The organism is Draconibacterium sediminis, assembly GCF_000949475.1.
In the GTDB taxonomy this organism is placed as follows: domain Bacteria; phylum Bacteroidota; class Bacteroidia; order Bacteroidales; family Prolixibacteraceae; genus Draconibacterium; species Draconibacterium sediminis.
In genome coordinates this window covers 1,150,539-1,173,513 of record NZ_JRHC01000001.1, presented here as the reverse complement: position 1 = coordinate 1,173,513, position 22,975 = coordinate 1,150,539, and the positions used below count along the sequence as shown (strand labels likewise).

Genomic DNA, 22,975 nt, shown 5'->3' with positions numbered 1-22,975 from the left:
TGAAAATAAAAAAAGGGAAGCTAAAAGCTTCCCTTTTTAATCTATCGGTATGATATTATCTTTTTATTAATCGAACTGACTTAACAATTTCGCCGTCGGCAGTCAATGTGATTATATAAACGCCGGCATTCAGATTTCCGGTAGGTATTTCATAATCCGGATATTCAATATCCAGTACACGCTGGCCAGCGATGTTTGAAATCACTACACGATCAAGTTCTGCAGCCTTATCAATTCTAATGTACTCATTAAATGGGTTAGGATAAACCTTAAAGTCTGCAACTTTAAAATCAGGTTCAGTTCCTAACGGATACTCGTCACCTGTTGTGAACGACCAGTCTCCTGTAACTCCATCCCAGGCCATTCCGTCGCCCATAACAATACCGCTATCTACCGAAACGGTATAAGTAGTGTTAATTGCCAGTGCTCCAAGTACCAAATAATCGTAGTCAATTGTAATTGTATTTCCATCAACCATATCAGCTGTAATTGGTATTACCAGCGTAGCTTCAGTTGAATCTACAGCTGTTACAGTTAGGAATCCACTTACTGATTCGTTAAATGTTATCGGAATTTCATCAGTAAATACAATGGTGAAGACCGCATGGTTTGTTTCGATTGTAACGCCATTCGGACTTACAGAGTCAAGAACAGGCATTGCTCTTTCTCTGGCGTCAAGTGTAACCACTACTTCTTCGATACATCCTTCCTCAATGTCATTATACAAATTGTGGCTTGTTTCGCCTTCAACTTCAGCTACCAGGGCGGTATCAATTGTTCCGTATACAAATTGTGTAGTATCACCAACGTAAACACTTATCAGCGTATCCATGCTAATTGGGTAAGCCAACTCCAGTATTGTATCGTTCATACAACCATGTGCATCCGTTACAATAATGTCGTGTGTTCCTCCGCCTAAGCTCAATTCTGTTCCGCTTGTTACTTCTCCGTTAACCATAAAAGAGTAAGGAGCAACACCTCCGGCAGCAGCAACAGTTATACCTGTGGTACAGCCATCAACATCGCCTTCAGTAACTGTTAATTCAAGTGCTGTTACCATGTCGAATTTCATGGTCTCAACGTCAGCTTCACAGCCTTTATCATCAACCACAGTAAACTGATACATAATATCATTACCTTCTGAACTATAGGCAAACTTCTGGTCTAATTTTATTGGCTCGTTAAACCAAGCTGATGTATCGGTATAATCACCTGCTTCGGTTTCAATTTTTTGCCAAAGCACCTGGTACATTCTACCTTCTTCAAAAGCTACTTCAACCCATACTGAAGCCATTGTATCATCAGAACAAGTAACGTCGGAAAGTACAAATTCAATCGGAGGAACAGGATCGATTTTCACAACATTAGAAGTATCCGTACATCCATTTCCGTCCATCACCACAACCGTATATTCATTATCAATAGCTACCAAAAATGAATTCGATTCCTGATAATCTGTTTTAAGAACTGAATTTTGCCAAAGCTGGTACATAAATCCTGTGCCTTCAGTACCTCCGCTAACTGTTGTTTCAATATAACCAATGTTGTCTCCCGGGCATGTAAATTGTCCTTCTGCCTTAGCCAGAAGCGCATCTAAAACCTGAGGTTCTGTAAATGTAACCGTATCACGTCCTACACATCCATTTTCATCCGTAACAATAATATAGTAAGTACCGGCTCCAAGGTTTTCAAGGGTATTAGTCTCTTCGTCGTTAATTGTAACCGTATATTCGGGATTTTCGACCATAACTCCATCCCTGTAAATGGTTACATCATCAGCGTTCACACTGATACTTCCGGTTAAATCGCCATTACAAACCGGCGCACCTGCCACACTCGCTTCAACAACAACTTCCATTACCGGCTCTTCAATTTCAACTTTCCACGCGTCGACCGAACTTCCAAGCTCATCCTCTTCTCCTCCAATCACACATCCGTTGGCATCCATTGCCCAAACAAAATATGTTCCGGGATCAGTAACCGTAAAAATACTGTCGGTTTGCCAAGCTGAACTATCTGCATCCGGTACGGTAATATATTCGGGTAATTTAGACAACTCCGCGAAATACTTATAACCACCTGCTCCGCCAGATACCTGCACCGAAAATTTACCATCTTCGATACATACTATATCTTGTATATGCGTAGTATTTAACATTAAAGCTGTTGGTTCTTCAACCATTATATCATCAATAGAAAAGTCGCAACCAGCCGCGTCTTCAATTCTAACACTGTAAGTACCGGCCACCAGACCTGTAAAAGTGTTTACACCTGCAGCATCGTAAGCCATATCTGTAGTAACTGTACCCGTTAAGTACAAATGGTATGGTGCAACACCTCCGGTAACTTCGCTTATCATGATTTCGCCATTGGCGCCGCCGTTACACAATACGTTTTTGGTAACAGTAGCTATACCCGAGATTGCCGCAGGAGCAGTTACTTCCGCTGTTGCGAATCCTTCGCAGGAATTGTCTCCTCCCCAGTTTTCAATAACTTTAACGTTATACGTACCGGCAGCTAAATCAGTATAGGTAACAGAAGGCCCACTTATGTTTGTACTCCATAACTCGTCGTTTACATATACATTATAATCGACTGGATATGTCCCCAAATGCCCTCCTGAAATTGTTACAGTAAACGCACCATCAGGACTACATACACTGTTAACATTATCAACTGCTGTTGATACCGCAACGGGTGCCGGCTCACTAATGATGAATGTTACACTCTCGGATGTGCAATCCGGAGCTAATGCATCACGAACCTGAATGTCATATTCTCCTGCCAGGGTAACAACAATCTTTTTATAACTGGATCCAACCGGAAAGTCTACCCAGCTATTAGTATTGATTTTGAATTGATATGTCCCGCTACCTCCTGCAGCCCAGATCTCAATTACTCCGTCACTTGCTCCGTTACACGACATATCCATAAAATCATGGCTGCTAATTACCACTGCATCAGCTGGTGTCTTGCCAGCAACATCAATACTTCCTGTTTCTGTTACACAGTTTTCAGAATCGGCAACTACTACTCTATAAGTTCCGTAAGGAAGGCCGGAATATACCGTATCAGCTACACCAACATAAGGAGTAACATCTACCCAAGCGTCTCCTTCCCATACTTGTAGAGTATAAGCATATGGTACAGTTCCTCCCTCGGCAGAGAATACTGTAATTTCTCCGGTGCTTTCTCCTCCACAGGCGATGTCTGTTACAGCGGCTGCGGTATCAGTAATAGTGACGTCACACGCAGCCTTTAGCTCCGTAACAAAGCCCACCATTAAGAAAAGTAACACCAAACTAAAAATCCTTGTAAACATTTTTCTCATAGAACTTCTTTTAAATTGAACTTAAGCGATTGGTTGATTCTAATATCTCTAATTTTAATTATTCCTTTTGGAAAATTGGTTTCAATTTGCGCTATATATCTTTGATATATGCCTAAATTTCTGTCAATGTACAAAATATAACTTGCAAAAAAGACATTCTCCGGCACTATGTTTTCAACACGACTAAACCAAATTTCAGGCTTAGTCGTTAATATCCTGCTATTTTTTGGGTTAAAATGTCGTCCAAATTCTGCATTTACCTACAATTTTAAGCTTATTTTTTTTAAATTGATATAATAAAAAACCTATTTTTTCGCTTATAAGTAATGAGACCAATTTTCGCAATGCAAAGAATCGACCATAAATATACCAAAAACTACTACTTTTCAAGACATTACACTACAGGAAAATCCAATTTATCTTTCAAAATGAAGGCTATTGCCAAAGCATTTTTAACCGGCTTACTCCTGTTCATTCTGACGCTCTTTATTGGCTCGTGCAAAACGTGCAAATGCCCTGCTTACAGTTACCAACAATTACCGCAAACAGGAATTACCGCACCTTCAAATTCGTAACTTCACTATATTACGTTTTATTTGCGATTTGGCTGCAAAATCGTTCCATAACACGATTCATCCATTTTATACTTTATCGAAGTACCGGAAATCCGTTTTACTAAAAATCCCATGCTTTTTAGCCAATACATATTTATCTGCCAAATTTTTTGTGCAATCTCCTTCCTGTTTATCATATTGACAACCTGCTTTTTAATCAATTTTCAAACCAGCGAGAATGCCATATTCACGGTCTTCCTTTAAAATAGGGCGAAAAATGCCACTTATTCCATGCAAAACACTTTAAGTAAATATTAAGGTTCGGACGAAAAAAAAAACAGCGCTTGACTCAATAAATAATTTGTACTTACTTTGTGGGGCTAAAAAAAATACAGGCAGTTAAAACCTGAAAGCGAAATAATTACAATAAATTTCTTTTAAATAAATTTAAACTTTCTCAACTATGATTAAAATAGGTATTAACGGATTCGGTAGAATCGGACGTTTTGTATTCCGTCAGGCAGTTGCCAAAGGAACTGTACAAGTAGTTGCTATCAACGACCTTATCGACGTTGACTATATGGCTTACATGTTGAAATATGATTCAACTCACGGTCGTTTCGACGGTACTGTTGAAGTAAAAGACGGTGCTTTGGTTGTTAACGGAAACGTTGTTCGCGTTACTGCTGAGCGTAATCCTGCTGACATTAACTGGGGTGCTGTTGGTGCTGAGTACGTTGTTGAATCAACTGGTCTTTTCTTAACAAAAGAATCAGCTCAGGGTCACATCGACGCAGGTGCTAAAAAAGTTGTTATGTCTGCTCCATCAAAAGACGACACACCAATGTTCGTTATGGGTGTAAACAACAAATCATACAGCAATGATATGACTTTTGTTTCTAACGCATCTTGTACTACAAACTGTTTGGCTCCTATCGCTAAAGTATTGAACGACAACTTCGGTATTGTTGACGGTTTGATGACTACAGTTCACGCTACTACTGCAACTCAGAAAACAGTTGACGGTCCTTCAGCAAAAGACTGGAGAGGTGGACGTGGTGCTGGTCAAAACATCATCCCTTCATCTACTGGTGCTGCTAAAGCTGTAGGTAAAGTAATTCCTGAATTGAACGGAAAACTTACAGGTATGGCTTTCCGTGTTCCAACTCCTGACGTATCAGTTGTTGACCTTACTGTAAACTTAGCTAAAGGTGCTTCGTACGCTGAAATTTGTGCAGCAATGAAAGCAGCTTCCGAAGGTGAATTGAAAGGTATTTTAGGTTACACTGAAGATCAGGTTGTTTCTAACGACTTCATCGGTGAAACTCAAACTTCTGTTTTCGATGCAAAAGCAGGTATCGCTTTAACTGACACTTTCGTAAAAGTTGTATCATGGTACGACAACGAAATGGGTTACTCAGCAAAAGTTTGCGAATTGATCGAGTACATGGATTCAGTAAAATAATTTTACAATTATATACTGTATGGAAAGGGATGTCGAAAGGCGTCCCTTTTTTTATTTACTGAAGTTGGAAGGAATGAAGGACTGACGACTTGAAAAACTAGTGACTGAGTTTTTCTGTTGATGAGATTGATGGAGATTGAATTAAGACTGATGGATATTGAATTCGTATAAGCACTAACAGATCTCTCGCTTCGCTTCGAGATGACAAACACTTTTGCTACCGACGCTACGGTCGGGATTTGGCTTTGGCCGATTTTCAATTCGCTACACTCAACTTTTGCCTTTCAACTTTTTACTTTTACCTTTTCTTCCTACTCGTAACGTAATGATTCGATCGGATCGAGCTTTGAAGCTTTTTGTGCCGGATAATAACCGGAAATAATTCCCACAATAAAACACAACACAACACCCAGAATGATCCAGGTCCATGGGATAAAGAAAGGTGAATCAATTAAACGGGCAACGCCATTCCCGGCCAGTATTCCAAGGATTATTCCTACAAATCCGCCCATTTGCCCAACAAGAATTGCTTCCATCAGAAACTGCTGTTTTACGGTAGTACTTTTGGCTCCGATAGCTTTCCTGACCCCAATTTCGCGGGTACGTTCGGTTACCGTTACCAGCATAATATTCATTAAGCCAATGGCCGCACCGAACAAAGTAATCAACCCTATTATTGTTGCCACCAGCGTAATATTCTTAATATTTTCCAGAAGCATGTTGGCCAGGTTATCACTTTTTTCGATGCTAAAGTCCGAATCGTCGAGTGGATCTAAATTACGAACCACCCTGAAAATGGCTTCGGCCTGCCCCACTGCCGCATCCATCAACTCCGGACGATCAACTTTTACCTGCACATCAAAATTCATGTTGGGACGCGAGAAATAAGCTCTTGAATTTGTGAACGGAATAAAACAAATCCTATCGCTGTTCATTCCAAAACCACTCCCCTTTTCTTTTAAAACACCAACAACTTTGTATTTTCCGCTACCTATACTCACCACTTTTTGCAAGGGATTTTCGCCTCCTTTAAATAAACTTTTCGCCAAACTACTGCCCAGAAGCACCACATTCCGGCCATCCTGAATGTCGTGATTACTAAAACTTCTGCCCGTTCCAATTTCGTAACCCGCTGTTCCCAGATAATTTTCGTCGATTCCACGAACAGCAATATTTGGATTTGTCTTTTCCGACTGGTATTTTATCGTGGCTGCCCCGGTCGACGAAACCGAAATAGATGTTGTTGCCGGAAAATCGAAAAGCTCCTTAAATTCCTTTGCCTGATAGTACGAAATGTACGAGTAGTTTTTTGTACGATAGCGAATATTTCCCTGCGTGCGCAATCCTCCGCTTGTAATCGAAAAAGTGTTGGCACCCATCACGGCAAATTCTTTGGTTATCGAGTTTTTTATCGAATCGATAGCTGTTAAAATTCCAACCAAGGCTGTTATTCCCACTGCAATAATCATAACGGTAAGCGTGGTGCGCAACAGGTTGCTTTTTACCGAAGAGAAAGCTACTCTCAAATTTTCGAAAAATAATGTGGTCGATCGCATAAGACTAATGTTGTCTGTAATTATAGCATCAATACATTTGTAAAGTTAATCAGCTTATAATTACCATAAAAGACTATTTTTTTTGAATTTAAATTCTCCGCCAAATTATAAAACTTCAATTACCTTATTACCAAAAAATTACTTTATCTTCGCCCACTTGAATTCAGAAAAAAATAAAATGGCAGATTTCGAATTAAAAGACGATTTACAAAAATTTAGTTATGCACTAGGAATGAGTATTTCTGCAAATCTCATCCAATCAGGAGTTAAAACCGTTCATCCAACCGCTTTCATTACAGCTTTGCAGGATGTTTTCTCAGGCGTTCCACCAAGAATGAAACCTGAAGACGCCAACCAGATTCTCGAGTCATTCATGGCCGAGTCGCAAGCTGCCGATGGCAATAAAAACCTTGAAGAAGGCAATGCCTTTTTAGCCGATAACGCTAAAAACGAAGGTGTGATTCAATTGCCCAGCGGATTACAGTACGAAGTAATAACCGAAGGAGAAGGCGACATTCCAACCGCCGGCAACCAGGTAAAATGTCACTACCACGGTACATTGGTAGACGGTACTGTTTTCGATAGTTCGGTAGAGCGCAACCAACCAGCTGTATTCCCTGTAAACGGTGTAATTCCGGGATGGGTTGAAGCCTTACAATTGATGTCGGTTGGCTCAAAATGGAAACTGTATATTCCTTCAAACCTGGCTTACGGACCGAACGGAGCAGGCGGAGTTATCGGACCAAACGCTACCCTTATTTTCGAGGTTGAATTATTAGAAATTGTAGAATAATAAAAATACGGTCGGCTAACGGCCAAAAAAAATTAACAAATGAAGAACAGTATTATTTATGTATTTGTAGTGGCATTGATTGTTGCTGCTACTTCGTGCCAGCAAGGTGGTCCGGCATCGGTAAAATTGGAAACCAGTGCCGATTCAGTAAGTTATGCAATTGGAGTTTTGGTTGGTGCCAACAACAAACAACAACTTGAAACTGCTCCCGGAAGCGAAGAGATGAATCTTGAAGCAATGGCTGCAGCTTTCCGTTTAGCATCGTTAGGCGAAGAAGTAGAAATTACAGAAGCTGACGCAAACGCATTGGTACAGCGTTTTTTCCGTGAAGCCAGCGAGCGCGAAAATCAGGCAAACCTTGAAGAAGGCAACAAATTTTTGGAAGAGAATGGAAAACGCGAAGGAGTAACAACTACCGAAAGCGGTTTACAATACGAAGTACTTACTGAAGGTACTGGCGAAAAACCAGGTGAAACAGATAAAGTGCGCGTACACTACCACGGAACGTTAATCGACGGTACTGTTTTCGACAGTTCAGTTGACAGAGGTGAGCCAATTGTATTTGGTGTTACCCAGGTAATTCCGGGTTGGACTGAAGCCTTACAACTAATGCCGGTTGGATCAAAATGGAAAATCTATATCCCTTCTGATATAGCTTATGGGGCTAACCCACGTCCGGGAGGAGCAATTGAACCAAATATGGCTTTAATTTTCGAAGTTGAATTACTGGAGATAGTTAAAGAATAAGCAACAAAAACTATTGTTGAAAAAAACCCTTTGTCTGTTTTTAGGCAAAGGGTTTCTTTTTTTTATCTTCGTTCCTGAAATAAAAAATTAGGAAATGGCATTAAGCGTAAAAGGAAAAGTTGATCAGATTTTAAAACCTGAATCGGGTGTAAGCCGTGCAGGAAAAGAATGGAGCAAACAAGAATTTGTAATTGAAACAGACGAGCAATATCCACGTAAGGTATGTTTTACTTTATTTGGCGATAAAGTTGATTTGGTAAAGGGACTGTCTGCAGGAGAGGAAGTTGATGTATCTTTTAACCTGGAATCGCGCGAATATAACGGACGCTGGTTTCACAATATTAATGCCTGGAAGATTGATAAAGTAAGCGCCGACGGTAACTTACCCGAGCCACCACCGGAGTTCGGGATGGATGATATTCCACCTGAACCATCGGAAGATTCGGCCGGAGATTTGCCGTTTTAAAGGACGAACGATTAAGGATTAATAAAAAATGCCAGCTGAAAACTCAGCTGGCATTTTTGTTTTTTACTGCCCAATTTCTCCTCCTTTGAGGAGGAGTACCACTGATGGAGTGCAACGGAATCAGTGGGGAGGTGGTGTTATTGTTTCGATCAACTCTTACCACCCCACCGCCGTAAACGCGGTTCCCCCCTCCTGACAGGAGGGGAAATTTGCCCCCAATCACCCCCGTGTAAACACCGGATTCCCAACCTTCGATAAACGCGGATTATAAACATACCCCTCAGCATCAAAAGCCTGCAGATCGTTCACATTATCAATGTCATTCTCAACAATAAAACGTGTCATCAGGCCACGTGCTTTTTTGGCAAAGAAAGAGATCATTTTGTACTGACCATTCTTCATATCTTTAAACTGCGGTGTTATAATTTCGGCATCCAGTTTTTTGGTGTCGATACTTTTGTAGTATTCGTTCGATGCCAGGTTAATCAGCACCTTACTCCCCGACTCATCAATGGCTTCCTGCACTTTTGGCGTAATTTTGTTTTTCCAGAAAGCATACAGATCGGCAGAACGTTGTATTTTGATTTTTGTCCCCATCTCAAGGCGGTAAGGTTGCATCAAATCTAACGGGCGTAATACACCATATAAGCCAGATAGAATCCGCAACTTCGATTGTAACTTCAACAATTGTTCTTCACTCATTGAAGGTGCTTCCAGTCCCTGGAAAACATCGCCACTAAAAGCCAGAACCGCCTGTTTGGCATTTTCGGGCGTAAATGGCTGGTGCCAGGTTTGAAAACGATCATAATTCAGTTGCCCCAGGCTGGCCGAAATTCCCATCAACTCCGAAAGTTGTTTGGGTTTCATCTTCCGCAGTTTCGGAAGTATCTTTTCCGACTCGTCGAGCATGTCGGGCATGGTGTAGGTCGTGGTTACCGGTGATGTTTTATAATCCAGCGATTTTGCCGGTGATATTACGATTAGCATATGTTCTGATTTTCTTTTTCAAATTTAACAGCTTTTCTTTTTTAAAGTTCAGCATTATGGTAGTTATTGATTGAAACTCCCCGCAGCAAAGCTGACTAGGAATCCGATTCCGTTGAGGACTTTTTTATTGTTTTTTTAACGGATCATAAGACATCCAGTCAACCTCAAGCTCAAATCGTTTTTTTGGTTTTTCAATTGAAGTTGGATTGCTTACAACTGGCCAGTTATCGGTATGCCAAAAATTCATCCGGTATAACGAACTGTTTTGAGGTATACCCATTTGCGAACCTTTATAATTCCATAAAACAATCGTATCGTTAGTCGCCGGATGAATCATCCACCATCTAATTGAGTCGGAATACCAATCAAATCCGTAAGTGTGGAATTGTGATGATGCATCAAAGCCTTCAATAGCTTGAATTGTTTCAGGCTGACATTGAGCACCGGTCAGAGGAGCGCTTATGCCGTTATGGTTTTCCCTGGTACTGGTTTCATAAATAGTACCGCTAGCCATATTAATAACTCGGCCTATCCTTCTAAGTTTTCCTTGAAATCCGGTCCATGTACCAATATAAATAATTTCCGGATCGGCAATAAGCCATTCAAAGTCGATTTCGCTTAGTCCGGCTATAGTATCCGAAAAATAAGTAAAATAACCTACCACAGCTCCTACATTTGGTTGAACATCTCGTACATCAGGAACTTTTAAACGTGCGGCATAAGAACCAAAATGTGTGAAATTGTTTGAAATAATTTCAGGTCCTTTTCCTGCCCCGGCTTCCTCAGCGGGATTAATTTTAAACAATAGAATATTGGTTCCGGGCTCTGTGGTGGATTCGACTCCGATTTTCCAGGTAAAATCAGCTTTTTCCCCAACAGAACCATATTTAAATAGTTGTGAAGTTGAAGAATCAAAATCTTCGAAAAAATAATTGTGATGTTTTTCCTGAGACTGAACGGTTAAAGTGCAGCTTATAAAAGCAACTATTAGCACCAATATTCGTTTACTGCTTGTTATTCTCATGTTTAATAACGTTTTGATCTAAAAAAGAGTACCGGTAGTGTTTTATAGTTCAGTGATTTTGCCGGCGATATTACGATTAGCATATATTCTGATTTTATTTTTCAAAGGTAACAGCTTTTCTTTTTTTAAGTTCAGCATTTCCTGATGCAATAAACTTTCCGTTCCATTCCAATCCCAAATTGCAGAAGACCGGGTTTTCTTTTATGATGTTCGTTTGTACTTATCATTTAGCCCAACTCCGTTCAGTATCTGTTCTTTATATTTTTCAATTCTTCCAATTCTTGTTTGCGATTGTTTGGCTTGCGAAAAATAAATTATGTAGCCTCTTTGTCGACCCGGGGTTAAAGCGTAAAAAGCTTTCTCGAAAGCAGGATCATTTTCAAAAGCCTGAAGCAATTCGGCGGGAACAGGCTCAGGATTTTTCATTGTTTCCACCTTCTTCCCCGATTTCTCATTTTTAACTGCTTCCAGCACATAGTCTTTTAAAACATCCTGGTTTTGTGTTATTTCATCAACAGTTGTAAACTTAATCAGTCGCACCGATTGTGAACTTTCACCATGTTTACTCAGCATCTTATTTTTATCAATCAATAAGGCCCCTTTGAAAAAACTAAGAGAAGCATAATCTTTAAAGGCACTAACCATTACAACATTTTTACCTTCGACGGTATAGCACGGAACGCCCCATTTCACTTCTTCTGTTAATCCACACTCCAACACTATTTGCCGGAGCGTTTTCAATTCCGGTCTCCAGTTATTGACTTTGCATTGAGGTGTACCACCATATTTGCAACGCATACAGCCATCAATAAGATACTTATCCACTTGTGCGTTTAATTTTAACTTCATTGTTTATCGCTACTGTACTTTAACCTTGTCCATAACGGTCATTGACAGGTTTTTGTTTTGGTTTTTTGTAGAGTGTAAATGTTGGAGAAATAAGGACGTAGCGGTCAGATCACGCAAAATTGGGGTAGAAGATACGACTAGTCAGACCGCCAAAATTACAACAACGATGCGAAGTTATTATTTGTAGTATCTTTGCCGCGGTTTAGAACAAAAACAGAGGGGTAGCGGTTTGGTAGCAATGTGCTCTTTATTCATGGTTATTATTTTGTGAGCCCTTGTTTACCATAGAAAACAATAATGAAATTTGAAGATTTACAATTGCATCCTGCCATACTAAAGGCATTAAAGGATGAAAACTACTCGGAACCAACCTCTATTCAGGCACAGGCAATTCCACTGGTATTAGAACGAAAAGATGTTTTGGGAAGTGCCCAAACCGGCACCGGTAAAACGGCCGCTTTTGCTATTCCTATCATTCAGCATTTAATAAACACTACCCGCCACGAAAAGGGCAGACGACAGATAAAATCGCTGGTGGTTACCCCTACCCGCGAGCTGGCCATACAAATAGGCGAAAGTTTTGACGCATACGGCAAATACAGCAACCTGCAAAACACTGTCATTTTTGGCGGTGTGCCACAAAATCCGCAGGTACGGCAACTGCAAAAAGGCGTAGATATACTGGTTGCCACACCCGGCCGCTTGCTCGATTTAATCAGTCAGAAGCATATTTCATTGCGCGATGTAAAGTATTTTGTATTAGACGAGGCCGACCGGATGCTCGACATGGGTTTTATTCACGATATTAACAAACTGCTGAAGATATTACCCAGACAGCGGCAATCGTTGTTCTTTTCGGCTACTATGCCAAACAAAATTGTAAAGCTTTCGCAACAAATTCTGGTGAATCCGAAAAAGGTAGCGGTGAACCCGGTTTCCTCAACTGCCGAAACCATACAACAGCAAATCTATTTCACCAACAAAAGCGATAAAAAGGACTTGCTGTTGCACATTCTTAAAAATAAAGACATAGAGCAGGTACTGCTTTTCTCGAGAACCAAACACGGTGCCGACCGGATTGTACGCAACCTGCGAAATAAAAAAATCGAGAGTGCAGCCATTCACGGTGAGAAGAGTCAGAATCAACGCCAAAAGGCCTTATTGCGGTTTAAAAAAGGAGAAATACGCGTGTTGGTAGCCACCGATATTGCGGCAAGAGGTATTGATATTGACAAACTGCGTTATGTGATTAACTACGACATACCCAACGAGCCCGAAACCTATGTGCACCGTATTGGCCGATGTGGCCGGGCCGGTGAAGAAGGTGTGGCACTATCGCTTTGCGAACCGGAAGAAAATGCGTATGTGAAAAGCATTGAAAAGTTGATAAAACTAAAAATCGATGTAGCCGGCAACAATCCTTTTCCGCAGACCGACAAGCCGATGAACGACAGCGAAAAGAAAGAGTTTGAAGCAGAAAAAAAACGCAAGCGACAGGAGTTTTTTGAAAACCGGAACAAAAAACGCGGAAATCAAAACCCGGGATTTAGACGGAAGAGACGGTAAGGGATTGGTAGCTCCGCTGGTGCGGATTCCTGCTTACCGCAGGCAGATGTAATCCGTACCTCAGCCATAGGCTGATAAGTTCATTTCAATTCTATCGAAGACACACCGATTACAAATCGGCGCGAGCGGAGTATTTGTCACTCAGATGTGTAATCACTGACCATTTTCGTCATGAATTGGTAATAAGGGAAGATCATTTCCTCCAAGTTCATCAAGGGAATCTTTGTGAAGTAGATAATACTTTTGTTGCTCCTTATTAAGCAGTGAATAATCATATTGATATGTATATTTCCCTTTATAAAAGAACTTCTCATTCGGATTTTCCATTGGATACTTGTAAATATATAATGTATCTAAAACACTTTGAAGTATTATTCTCTTTTTGTATTGACCTTCAATAATGGTATAATCTAATTTTGAAGAAGCAAAATGTAACTTATCATCTGTTTTTTTATAAGTGCTTTTAAGAACAATAAGAGTATCTCCTTTTGTTTTAGACAGCTCAATATAATTCCAACCTTCCATCATTGGATAATGAACCTCTAAAATCCAATCCTCGAAATCATTAATACCTAAATTATCAGAAGATTCAACAACTTCAGAAATAGCCTTTTTCTGTGACTGATAGGTACATGAAATACAAGAACAAAATATTAATCCGATCAATACGTTTCTTTTCATAAATCCAATCTATTTTGAAATCCTCATTAAGTCCTCCGCTGGTGCGAATTACTGCCTACCGCAGGCAGGTGTAATCCGTAGCTCAGCCACAGACTGATAAGTTTTCTTCAATTCTGTCGAAGACACACCGATTGCAAATCGGCGCGAGCGGGATTGTGTACAGTTTTTCATTTTACAACCATTCTATTTGGTTCAAGTTCTTTTAAAATTCCTTCTGAGGATTGATAGCTAAGGTCTAATAAATCAAAATTCATTTTTTTAAACTCTGATATAATCATGGCCTTAGAATAATCAAAACGTGCCACATTAACTCCAAAATTATTTCTTGAATATACTTGATATCCAACATAACCTGTTTTTTCTCTCTCATTTATCATTGGTTCTGAAAAGGAGCATATTTGTTTTACTCCTATCTTTCCTAATTTTTCCCAATCAAAAGTGAAGACATTTACTGAGTCAGATTCTATTAAATAATATTCTAATTCATTATTTGGGAATATAGGAATACCATTGATGGAAATATTTTGCCTATTACTCGTTATAGCAAAAAGTCCAGGAGCTTCTTGAAAGTCATATAGATTTAACCAAAATCCTTTCAAACTGTCTGAGGGCATATTTATTTGCCCAATTGAAATCCCAGAATATAGGATAGTAGTTGTATCTGTCGGAGAGTCCCAATAAGCAAATATTCCTTGTTTTGCCTCTAATATTACGATACCCGAATCTTGAAAACTATTTTGTTTGATAATATTTGAAGCAATCTCATAGTCTAAACTCAGAACCGATTCTTTATTAGCACATGAGCCAAATATTATAAAAACTACTATTATTAAATTCCTCTTCATTTTCTAGTTCGAAATTACCTACGCTGGTGCGGATTTATAATCCGTACCTCAGTCAAAGGCTGATAAGTTCATTTCAATTCTGTAGAATTGCACACCTATTGCAAATCGGCGTGAGCGGAGTAAATCTTATATTTCAGGATACGTACTCAAAGGCTTGATTCTTTTTTGTTTAAAGTTACTACTCTGTTTAACAAAAACAATATGGCTTTGGCGAAAAGTAGGGGAATACAAAAGTAAGGGCTAAAGCCCATTTACAGGCGGGAGTTCACTAACCCCAGGCTTAAGCCCGGGGTTAAGCAGCAAGCAAAACCGGGGTTTTAATCCCAAACTCCCGCTCCACGCGGTTTTTCGAAGTTTCTGCATTCTTCAAAACCCGTAACTAACTGATTTTAAAGCTCCCTCAGGTGACGAAAGTTGGTTTCAAACGTATTTTTTTGCTTCCCCAGGTAACAGAAGTTGGGTTCAAACAGGTTTTATCGCTTCCTCAGCAGCTGGGGAAGCTTTCAAACGCATTTTTTTTCATCCTCAGGCAACAGAAGTCGGTTCCAAACGCGTTTTTTTACGCCCCCAGATGACAGAAGTGGGTATAAAACTCATTTTATAGCGCCATCAGGTTCGTGAAGTGGGTATCAATCGTGTTTTTTCTTATGCCCTCGGCTCAACTGGTGGTTCCAAAATCATGTTGCAGGGGCATTAACTTGGTGAGCATACAAACAAATGCGTTTGTGATAGGGATCCGATCCAGTTTGAATGTGCTTTTTTGCACCGTCCTTTAGGGCGGTGATTTCGGATTGAGAATTGAAAACAGGCTTTAGCCTTTAATTTAGTTTTAAAGGCTAAAGCCCTTTTATAATATTACAATTTTGTCACCGGGCTGAAGCCACGGTGCAAAAAATAAAACCAATCCCCCATGCTGGTGTATTCTGAAACTTCGGGGATGCAGTAGCAATCAGCCAATGACTATTGACAAGTGACCAATGTCTTATACCGCCAAGCGCCTGAAGCTGCAAAAAATAAAGTTCTGCAGCGTATTAAATGGTGTTTTATGATCGACTGAAATACACCTGATTTTATTAAAGAAATCCGTTAGCAAGCTTGTCATCGTATTCTCCGAATACTGTTTTATTTCTATGCCGCTGCATTTTGTGGGGCCTTGTTCCGAGAAGGTTCCCAAAACCAGGTAACCACCCGGCTTTACATACGAGCTAATAGTATCGACATAATTACTGATCTCCTGTTTTTCGGTCAGGAAATGAAAAGCTGCCCTGTCGTGCCAGAAATCGTAGGTTTCGGTAGGTTGAAATCCTGCAGCGTCGGCAACAATCCACTTTACCGTATCGGCTTTTTCGCCCAAACGTTGCTGTGCTTTTTTAATGGCTGTTTCCGAGATATCAAGAACGGTAATGTTGCGGTAGCCCATTTCCAATAAACGATCTACCATAAAACTATCGCCACCTCCCACATCAATAATCCGGGCCGACAGCGGTAATTTAAACTCCTTAACAAATTGTAGCGATGTTGTAGGTGAAGACTGAAACCAGCTCACCTCCGCGGTGTTCTTACTCTGATAGATATCTTCCCAATGCTTTTTTCGGTCCATAATCGTTCTCATTTACTATTCATTTGCCCGGGAAGAATTGCCCGCAAAATAATAATTATCATGGGGATTCTCAACCAATGGGAATTGATATTTAGCATGTTCATGCTCCTTCAAATCACTTATTGGTCATCGGTCATTGGATATTGGATATTGGATATTGGATATTGGATATTAAAACCCGGCGCTCACGCACCGGGCTATTTGATATCTCCCCGTTGGGGCTCCTTGCCTATTGAAATTTGCTCCCGACGCTACGGTCGGGATTTGGCTGTGGCCGATTTTCAATTCAATCAGCATAGCTGCTCTCAACTTTTGCCTTGCTACTCTACCTCATTCACCTCCAAAACCACGCTGGTGCTGCGCAAGGTTATGTGCGGATTAATACCCACTTTCATCAGGAAATCGCCGGAGTATACTTTCTCGGCATCAATCCACGAGCGTCGTCCCGGGTAAACGTTCAGTTCTTTTATGGTGTATTTTTTTGTAGGATCGAGACCGGCAAACTTAACAGGAAGCACCGAAGCCGTTTGCATATACCTGAAATTCGACAGGTAATTAAATACCACTGCCCTGCTCTTCTCCTCGTTTACATACATCAACGAAGCAAAGTCGTTTTCGTAAGGATTTACCAAACGATACTGGTCGCCATGCCACACCACATCTTTAAACGAGTGGTAATTCTGCACGGCCTGTTTGGCAAAAATCAGATCGTTTTCGCTGAGCTCGTGAGCCACAATGTCGAAACCCAGTTTCCCCATGCTGGACACATCAACGCGGTATTTCAGCGAAAGATCGCTCCAGTCGGTTACGTGGCAATCGGTAACAATCGACGGGAAGAAATACGAATAATTCCACTGCATAAACACGCGCTCCAGCGGATCGGTATCGTCGCTGGGCCAAAATTCGGTGAAGTATTTAAACAGCTCGTAATCGCCGCGGCCGCCACCACCCGAGCACATCATAATCGGTACCTTCGGGAATTTCTCGCGCACGCGCTCCATCACATTGTACAGGCCTTTGGTGTATTCGATGTAAATATGTGTTTGCGGAATACCTTCTTTTTCGAGATAAGCCGAATGCGCATTGTAGATTACCGAGTTGCAATCCCACTTAATAAATGCCAGGTCCGGATTTTCAGAAAGCAGCTTATCCACCACTCCAAAAACAAAGTCCTGCACCTCGGGATTCGACAGATCCAACACCAGCTGGTTACGGAAATATTTCTCCGGGCGCTCGGGCTGACGAATCACCCAATCGATATGGTTCTCATACAATTCACTTTTCGGATTTACCATTTCGGGCTCAATCCAGATACCGAATTTTATGCCCTCTTTTGTGGCTTCTTCTACCAGGTAACCAATTCCGTGCGGCAGTTTCTTTTTATTTTCCTGCCAGTCGCCCAAACCGGCAGTGTCGCCGTTTCGCGGGTACTTGTTGGCAAACCAGCCATCGTCGAGCAGAAACAGATCAACACCCAGTTCTTTGGCATCTTTAAACAGGGCTGTAAGTTTGTCTTCATCAAAATCGAAGTAAGTAGCTTCCCAGTTGTTCAGCAGTGTCAGGCGTTCGCCGTTGCCGTCCAGAACGCGGTAATCGCGTGCCCAGCTGTGCAGATTTCGGCTGGCCTCGCCGGTTCCTTTGTGCGACACCACATAAACCAACCCCGGTGTTTTGAACAGCTCGCCCGGCTGCAATTCATATTCCGACGCAAACGGATTGATACCGGCAATAAAACGAACGTTGCCCTGCGGGTCTACCTCAAAATCGTAACGAAAGTTCGAGCTCCACGCCAGCTGCCCCAACACCACTGTTCCATTGTTTTCGGCAGCTTTGCCATCAAACGACAGGATAAAATTGGGCGACTGCAGCAAATGGGCGCGTGTCCCCAGTTTCGAATCGATCGACTTTATACCGCGGGTCAATTTCTCCTCATTACGCTGCATTTCTTTTGCCCACTCGTTACCAAAGCTGGTGAGGTAAAACTCGTTGCCGGTAAAAAACAGGTTTGTCGACGCAAACTTTTTCAGCGTTACCGCATCTTTTTGGTTGTGTTTTATCTCGGTCCATTGTTCAATCACATTCTCGTTGGTCCACGCCTTGTAAAACAGCTTCACCTGAAACTCGTATTGTGCATCTTCCAACACAATGGTCGTCAGCACCGCATTATCTGAAGTCGTTTCGGCCGAGTGGCTCACGTATTTCAGCTCCAGCGAAGTATTGCCGTCGCTTTGAATCACTTCAATGGCGGGTTCAACCAGGTTCCAGGTTCCGGCAGTTGTGTATGTGGCATTGTTAATTGCACTGTTGTTATCGCTCAAATTGTAGCCTCGTGCCACCGCAGCATACTCCGATTCATTGACCAGCGGTTCGCCAAAATACACGGTATTTAAACGGCCATCGCGCGAGGTTTGCAACAACATCAGGTTATTGTTGGTTGAAATGGGGATAATCGTTTCCTGTGCATAAACAACGGCAGACAGCAATAAAACGATCGTCAACAGATATATCCTTCTCATGATTTTTAGATTTGATTGTTTCTATTAGAAGGACGAAGATTCGGAGGAAGGTACCTATGATGTTCTAACGATATTTCGACCCAATAAAACCGATTGCCTTTTGCTATTTGCCTACTCCTTCTGAAATCGGAAATCGTTAATCGGCATTCGTCATTCATTCTATTTATATATTCCTCCCCGGCGCTTACGCACCGGGCTGTTAGATTTCGCCCCGTTGGGGCTGCTCTCAACTTTTGCCTTTTTACTTTTAACTTTTGCCTTGCCCGACTCTACATGCTCTGCTGTAACATGGCTATCGATTGCTGAATCGCGGCCCGGTCTTGTTCCGAGATGCCTTCAACTTTCAATGCGTTTTTATACAGTTGCAGTGCTTTGTCTTTGTTACCTTCCTGCAGGTATATTTGTGCCAGGTAGCCTGTTGCCGAAAGGTATTCGGGTGAGGTGCTGATCACTTTCTCCAGGGTTCTTTTGGCAACTGAAGTCTGTCCGTTCTGCACCTGGTAGTACGCCAGTGTATACCCGTAATCAGGATTTTCGGGGCGTGCTTTCCAGGCCATTTCTGCATATTTTACAGCTCCGGCCAGATCGCCGCGCTGTGCCACAATCACACTCAGGTTTTTGGCTGCAACCGGTTGGTTTTCGGGGTTGGCTTCCAGCGCTGTTCGTAAAGCCTTTTCGGCTTCGTCCATACGCCCCTGCTCGGCCAGCAACAAGCCCAGATTCAGATTGGCAGCTTCGTTCTTTGGCTCGTACTCCAACACTTTCTTCAGATTCTCTTCGGCTTTTTCGTTATTGCCGATATACGAATACAACACACTGCTGTTGATTAGCGGCAATACCGACGGAGGATACAAACGCGCTGCTGTTTCGTACGAATTCAGCGCCTCGGTTGCCTCGCCTTTATTCTGATGATACAAACCAAGGTTGTAATGATTGCTCCAGTTGTCCTGCCGCGAAGTCATCGATGTTACGTATTCCTTTTCGGCAGCGGCAATTATTTTTTGTTCTTCTGCGGTAAACTCATCCTGAGGGAAAGTTAAAATAGCATTGGCAGCCTGTATGCGCACCAAACGAATATCATCCTGACAAGCTTTCAGCAGGGCAGCTTTCACCTCATCGGTAAGAATTCCTCCCAAACCATATGCTGCCGACGAGCGCACCAGTTCCGATTCATTATTCAGCGCGTCGATCAGCACATCGGCTTTCGATGCATCGGGGTAATTATTCAACAAACGGATAAGCGAATTAGCTACTACGTCATCGGTTTTAGGATCGCGGATGTACTCGAACATTTTATCCACATTCTCCCATTCCATGTCGCGGGCCTCTTTTATCAGTTGTGCCCACTTCAGCGTTTCTTCCTGGTAATCGCCATTAGGGCGCGCCTTTACAATTTCATTGGCCCACTCGGGCGATTTATCTTTATGACACTGGTTACAGGCATTTGGCGAACCAAACTTAATGGTCGCCTCGGGCATTGGCGGGCGAAACGAGTGATCGCTGCGCAGGAAGCGGCCAACAAATTCGCGTTTTGGCATGTGACAGCTTAAGCAGGTAAGTCCTGCCGAAGCCGGGTGCCCTGTGTGTGTTTCCAGATCTTCGGTGCGGTTATTATGGCATTTCAAACATGCCTGGTTGGGGTTGTCCTTGTTGCGGTCGCGGCCACTCGATGTATGGCAGGTAACACAATGCAACTCGCTGTTATCGGCACACGCATTCATCATCCACTCGGTAAGGGTGTAATTTTCGCCCAGCGAACGGCCATCAGGATAAAAGTCACGATCCTCAAGCGTTGTCACGTTATAATTGTCGAAATATTTATCGCCGGGCATGTAACTTGGCGTAATCGGATTCATTTTGGCATGACAAGGCGAACACGATGCAACATGCTGCTCCTGCGTAAATACTTTTGTACTGATCAAACCCAACTCATCGGCTTCCTCGCCTTCTTTTAATGCTTTGAAAATACGCACGTGCTCGCTTGCCGGCCCGTGGCAGGTTTCGCAGTTAATTCCGGGTTCTTTCCAGGTGGTATGGTAGGTGTCGGTTTCCAAATCGTAATTGGTATTCAACTGGCTGATGTGGCAGCTGTAGCACCCCGTGTTAAAGGCAAACATGTCGTCTTTCCAGGGCAAGGCTTCATCATCCGGCATGTCTCCACCAAAATGGCGCATACCGGCCATGGGGTAATTGAACCACTCTTTGCGGTTGGCATCAAAAGCCAGCGGAATATTCTGCAGTTTCCCTTTCTCGAAGGGTGTAAGAAAAGTATACACATTGTGTCCACCCATGGCCCAGATTACGTCGTAGGTTTTTACCAGTTCGTCGCCATCGCGTTCGTACATTACCATGGTTGAATCTTTAAACTCCACCTGAAACAGGTGGCCTTCCACCTCAACAGGTTCGCTATCGGGCAACTGATGCTCTTCCATAAATTCCGCATTTATCGGCATCATTGCCTGTGCGTGATACGATGGTTCCCAAAGCTTGTAGAAGTTCTCGTGACATTCGATACAACTTGCCGATCCGGTGAATTCGTTACTTACCTCTTTTGGTTTTTGTTTACAGGAGATTGCCGTTAGCATTACTGCAACAACAACTAATATCTGAGATTTATGGAAATTCATAATTAAATATTTTGAATCATTTAATTGATGCGGCAAGATACAAATTTCAAAATGTTGAAAACAAAAAAAGCAGCTTATTCATAATGAGAATAAACTGCTTTTGGTATTATTAGCGTTAGTTAGTTTTTCTGATAAAACACCGAATTGAAGAAAGTCTCCATCTCATTGATGTAGTAAACACCATATTTTTTAAATGTAGCTTTTGTGTTGTCGTCCGGTTTCCAATCGAAGAAAGCATGTCCGGCACCACCTACCTGCACGTACTGCACACGTTGACCGGCTTCCACCAACGCATCAACATAAGGTTTAACGCCATCGTCAGGTATCAAACCGTCTTTTGTTCCGCGGGTAAGGTAATGCGGAATTTTACGCTCCTCTGCATTGGGGATATTGCTCAATGGCGCGATCGCTTCTTTCCAGCTATCGTCGGCTTTCGGATCTTCGGAATAATGATTCAGTCGGTCGCTGCCAAATACACCGTAACTCGGAGCCGCCGCTTTTATGGCTGCCATCATTTCAGCACGCACCTGGTCAACCGTTTTATTTTCTGGCATGTACGATGGCATAAACTCAAATACGCCTTCGGTTTGGCCAAAACCACCGTCGCCAATTTTATTTGGCATGGTTCCGGCCACTGCCGACAAATGACCTCCGGCACTGTCGCCGGTTACAGCAATTTTTGTCGGATCGCCGCCATAATCGGCTGCGTGTTCCATAATGTGTGCAATGGCGCCAAACACATCGCCAATAATGTCGGCCATGGTATTTCCAACCTCGTCGCCATCGCGGTTTCCGGCCCAGCGGTAATCGATACTAAAAACAACGTACTTTCCGCTTTTGGTTAATTCGCGGGCCATTCCGCGCATAATATCTTCGGTATTCCAAATCCAGCCTCCTCCGTGAATGATAATAATACAAGGCAGGTTACGCGCTCCTTCGGGAGCAAATACATCGTATTTTAATTGTTTAACGCCCGGTTTGGCATACGGAATATTTTGAGCAACCATCAGGTGGTCTACTTCATCTTCTTCGATAAACGACGCGCCCAGTTTTGTATCCTGGTTGATCACCACCTCGTACGGTGATGCCATACATTCGTGATACATGTCGCCCCACATTCCTTTTACCGAATAGTAAACCGCATCGAGTGCATAGTTTTTATCGGGTTTGGCCGAAATGGTAAGTACCGTTCCTTCGGCTACTTTCCCATCAGCCGGAATGGCAGGTTCTACTTTAACTTTTCCGTTTTTTACTTCGTCAACTGACACAGAAAATGTTTGTTGTGCTTTCAGGATTCCTGAACACGCGAACATGGTCAGCAAAACAAGAGTAAGCGATTTTTGACTCATTGATTATTGTTTTAGTTAT

General features: G+C 42.1%; 16 protein-coding genes. 5 read left to right on the top strand and 11 right to left on the bottom strand.

Annotated features, from left to right (window positions below; all coding sequences use genetic code 11):
* Nucleotides 1-55 precede the first annotated feature (55 nt).
* Nucleotides 56-3,331, bottom strand: coding sequence for a T9SS type A sorting domain-containing protein (locus tag LH29_RS04835; RefSeq protein WP_082063413.1), 3,276 nt, complete (start codon nucleotides 3,329-3,331; stop codon nucleotides 56-58).
* Nucleotides 3,332-4,348: 1,017 nt separating this feature from the next.
* Between LH29_RS04835 and gap the strand changes: the two genes are divergently transcribed.
* Nucleotides 4,349-5,350: a type I glyceraldehyde-3-phosphate dehydrogenase gene (gene gap / locus LH29_RS04825; RefSeq protein WP_045026340.1), complete on the top strand. Its 1,002-nt coding sequence runs from the start codon at nucleotides 4,349-4,351 to the stop codon at nucleotides 5,348-5,350.
* Nucleotides 5,351-5,661: 311 nt separating this feature from the next.
* Here the strand turns inward: gap and LH29_RS04820 are convergent, their stop codons facing one another.
* Nucleotides 5,662-6,906, bottom strand: coding sequence for an ABC transporter permease (locus LH29_RS04820; protein WP_045026339.1), 1,245 nt, complete (start codon nucleotides 6,904-6,906; stop codon nucleotides 5,662-5,664).
* 178 nt (nucleotides 6,907-7,084) lie between these two features.
* Between LH29_RS04820 and LH29_RS04815 the strand changes: the two genes are divergently transcribed.
* The 3 genes from LH29_RS04815 (at nucleotide 7,085) to LH29_RS04805 (ending at nucleotide 8,912) form a co-directional block, all read left to right on the top strand.
* Nucleotides 7,085-7,699 carry an FKBP-type peptidyl-prolyl cis-trans isomerase gene (locus LH29_RS04815; RefSeq protein ID WP_045028726.1) on the top strand — a complete coding sequence of 205 codons (615 nt, stop codon included), beginning with the start codon at nucleotides 7,085-7,087 and terminating at the stop codon, nucleotides 7,697-7,699.
* Nucleotides 7,700-7,738: 39 nt separating this feature from the next.
* Entirely contained in the window at nucleotides 7,739-8,446 is a 708-nt protein-coding gene (locus LH29_RS24910) for an FKBP-type peptidyl-prolyl cis-trans isomerase (RefSeq protein WP_045026338.1), read from the top strand.
* 94 nt (nucleotides 8,447-8,540) lie between these two features.
* The gene (locus LH29_RS04805) at nucleotides 8,541-8,912 is read left to right on the top strand and encodes a DUF3127 domain-containing protein (protein WP_045026337.1); all 372 of its coding nucleotides are present in this window, start codon (nucleotides 8,541-8,543) and stop codon (nucleotides 8,910-8,912) included.
* A 219-nt stretch (nucleotides 8,913-9,131) separates the two neighbouring features.
* Here LH29_RS04805 and yaaA read toward each other — a convergent pair whose 3' ends face one another.
* The 3 genes from yaaA to LH29_RS04790 form a co-directional block, all read right to left on the bottom strand.
* Nucleotides 9,132-9,899 (bottom strand): peroxide stress protein YaaA, encoded by a 768-nt coding sequence (gene yaaA / locus LH29_RS04800; RefSeq protein ID WP_045026336.1) that lies wholly within the window; start codon nucleotides 9,897-9,899, stop codon nucleotides 9,132-9,134.
* Nucleotides 9,900-10,023: 124 nt separating this feature from the next.
* Nucleotides 10,024-10,923, bottom strand: a complete 900-nt coding sequence (locus LH29_RS04795; RefSeq protein WP_082063412.1) for a glycoside hydrolase family 16 protein — start codon at nucleotides 10,921-10,923, stop codon at nucleotides 10,024-10,026.
* A gap of 201 nt (nucleotides 10,924-11,124) precedes the next feature.
* Nucleotides 11,125-11,772: a YdeI/OmpD-associated family protein gene (locus LH29_RS04790; protein WP_045026335.1), complete on the bottom strand. Its 648-nt coding sequence runs from the start codon at nucleotides 11,770-11,772 to the stop codon at nucleotides 11,125-11,127.
* A gap of 297 nt (nucleotides 11,773-12,069) precedes the next feature.
* On the opposite strand from LH29_RS04790, the gene LH29_RS04785 reads away from it, so the two are divergent.
* Entirely contained in the window at nucleotides 12,070-13,338 is a 1,269-nt protein-coding gene (locus LH29_RS04785; RefSeq protein ID WP_045026334.1) for a DEAD/DEAH box helicase, read from the top strand.
* A 153-nt stretch (nucleotides 13,339-13,491) separates the two neighbouring features.
* On the opposite strand, the gene LH29_RS04780 is transcribed toward LH29_RS04785, so the two are convergent.
* The 6 genes from LH29_RS04780 to LH29_RS04755 form a co-directional block, all read right to left on the bottom strand.
* Nucleotides 13,492-14,019, bottom strand: a complete 528-nt coding sequence (locus LH29_RS04780) for a hypothetical protein (RefSeq protein ID WP_045026333.1) — start codon at nucleotides 14,017-14,019, stop codon at nucleotides 13,492-13,494.
* Between the two features lie 167 nt (nucleotides 14,020-14,186).
* Nucleotides 14,187-14,864, bottom strand: a complete 678-nt coding sequence (locus LH29_RS04775; RefSeq protein WP_045026332.1) for a hypothetical protein — start codon at nucleotides 14,862-14,864, stop codon at nucleotides 14,187-14,189.
* A 982-nt stretch (nucleotides 14,865-15,846) separates the two neighbouring features.
* Complete coding sequence (locus LH29_RS04770) at nucleotides 15,847-16,476, bottom strand: class I SAM-dependent methyltransferase (protein WP_198152345.1); 630 nt, start codon at nucleotides 16,474-16,476, stop codon at nucleotides 15,847-15,849.
* 308 nt (nucleotides 16,477-16,784) lie between these two features.
* Nucleotides 16,785-18,980 carry an alpha-galactosidase gene (locus tag LH29_RS04765; protein ID WP_045026331.1) on the bottom strand — a complete coding sequence of 732 codons (2,196 nt, stop codon included), beginning with the start codon at nucleotides 18,978-18,980 and terminating at the stop codon, nucleotides 16,785-16,787.
* 269 nt (nucleotides 18,981-19,249) lie between these two features.
* Nucleotides 19,250-21,607: an ammonia-forming cytochrome c nitrite reductase subunit c552 gene (locus tag LH29_RS04760; RefSeq protein WP_157493566.1), complete on the bottom strand. Its 2,358-nt coding sequence runs from the start codon at nucleotides 21,605-21,607 to the stop codon at nucleotides 19,250-19,252.
* A 119-nt stretch (nucleotides 21,608-21,726) separates the two neighbouring features.
* Complete coding sequence (locus LH29_RS04755) at nucleotides 21,727-22,956, bottom strand: alpha/beta hydrolase (RefSeq protein WP_045026329.1); 1,230 nt, start codon at nucleotides 22,954-22,956, stop codon at nucleotides 21,727-21,729.
* Nucleotides 22,957-22,975 lie beyond the last annotated feature (19 nt).

What these genes read in the sequence shown, in the direction of transcription:
- LH29_RS04835 (WP_082063413.1), bottom strand. Translation starts at nt 3,331, where the DNA reads ATGAGAAAAATGTTTACAAGGATTTTTAGTTTGGTGTTACTTTTCTTA.
- gap (WP_045026340.1), top strand. Translation starts at nt 4,349, where the DNA reads ATGATTAAAATAGGTATTAACGGATTCGGTAGAATCGGACGTTTTGTA.
- LH29_RS04820 (WP_045026339.1), bottom strand. Translation starts at nt 6,906, where the DNA reads ATGCGATCGACCACATTATTTTTCGAAAATTTGAGAGTAGCTTTCTCT.
- LH29_RS04815 (WP_045028726.1), top strand. Translation starts at nt 7,085, where the DNA reads ATGGCAGATTTCGAATTAAAAGACGATTTACAAAAATTTAGTTATGCA.
- LH29_RS24910 (WP_045026338.1), top strand. Translation starts at nt 7,739, where the DNA reads ATGAAGAACAGTATTATTTATGTATTTGTAGTGGCATTGATTGTTGCT.
- LH29_RS04805 (WP_045026337.1), top strand. Translation starts at nt 8,541, where the DNA reads ATGGCATTAAGCGTAAAAGGAAAAGTTGATCAGATTTTAAAACCTGAA.
- yaaA (WP_045026336.1), bottom strand. Translation starts at nt 9,899, where the DNA reads ATGCTAATCGTAATATCACCGGCAAAATCGCTGGATTATAAAACATCA.
- LH29_RS04795 (WP_082063412.1), bottom strand. Translation starts at nt 10,923, where the DNA reads ATGAGAATAACAAGCAGTAAACGAATATTGGTGCTAATAGTTGCTTTT.
- LH29_RS04790 (WP_045026335.1), bottom strand. Translation starts at nt 11,772, where the DNA reads ATGAAGTTAAAATTAAACGCACAAGTGGATAAGTATCTTATTGATGGC.
- LH29_RS04785 (WP_045026334.1), top strand. Translation starts at nt 12,070, where the DNA reads ATGAAATTTGAAGATTTACAATTGCATCCTGCCATACTAAAGGCATTA.
- LH29_RS04780 (WP_045026333.1), bottom strand. Translation starts at nt 14,019, where the DNA reads ATGAAAAGAAACGTATTGATCGGATTAATATTTTGTTCTTGTATTTCA.
- LH29_RS04775 (WP_045026332.1), bottom strand. Translation starts at nt 14,864, where the DNA reads ATGAAGAGGAATTTAATAATAGTAGTTTTTATAATATTTGGCTCATGT.
- LH29_RS04770 (WP_198152345.1), bottom strand. Translation starts at nt 16,476, where the DNA reads ATGAGAACGATTATGGACCGAAAAAAGCATTGGGAAGATATCTATCAG.
- LH29_RS04765 (WP_045026331.1), bottom strand. Translation starts at nt 18,980, where the DNA reads ATGAGAAGGATATATCTGTTGACGATCGTTTTATTGCTGTCTGCCGTT.
- LH29_RS04760 (WP_157493566.1), bottom strand. Translation starts at nt 21,607, where the DNA reads ATGAATTTCCATAAATCTCAGATATTAGTTGTTGTTGCAGTAATGCTA.
- LH29_RS04755 (WP_045026329.1), bottom strand. Translation starts at nt 22,956, where the DNA reads ATGAGTCAAAAATCGCTTACTCTTGTTTTGCTGACCATGTTCGCGTGT.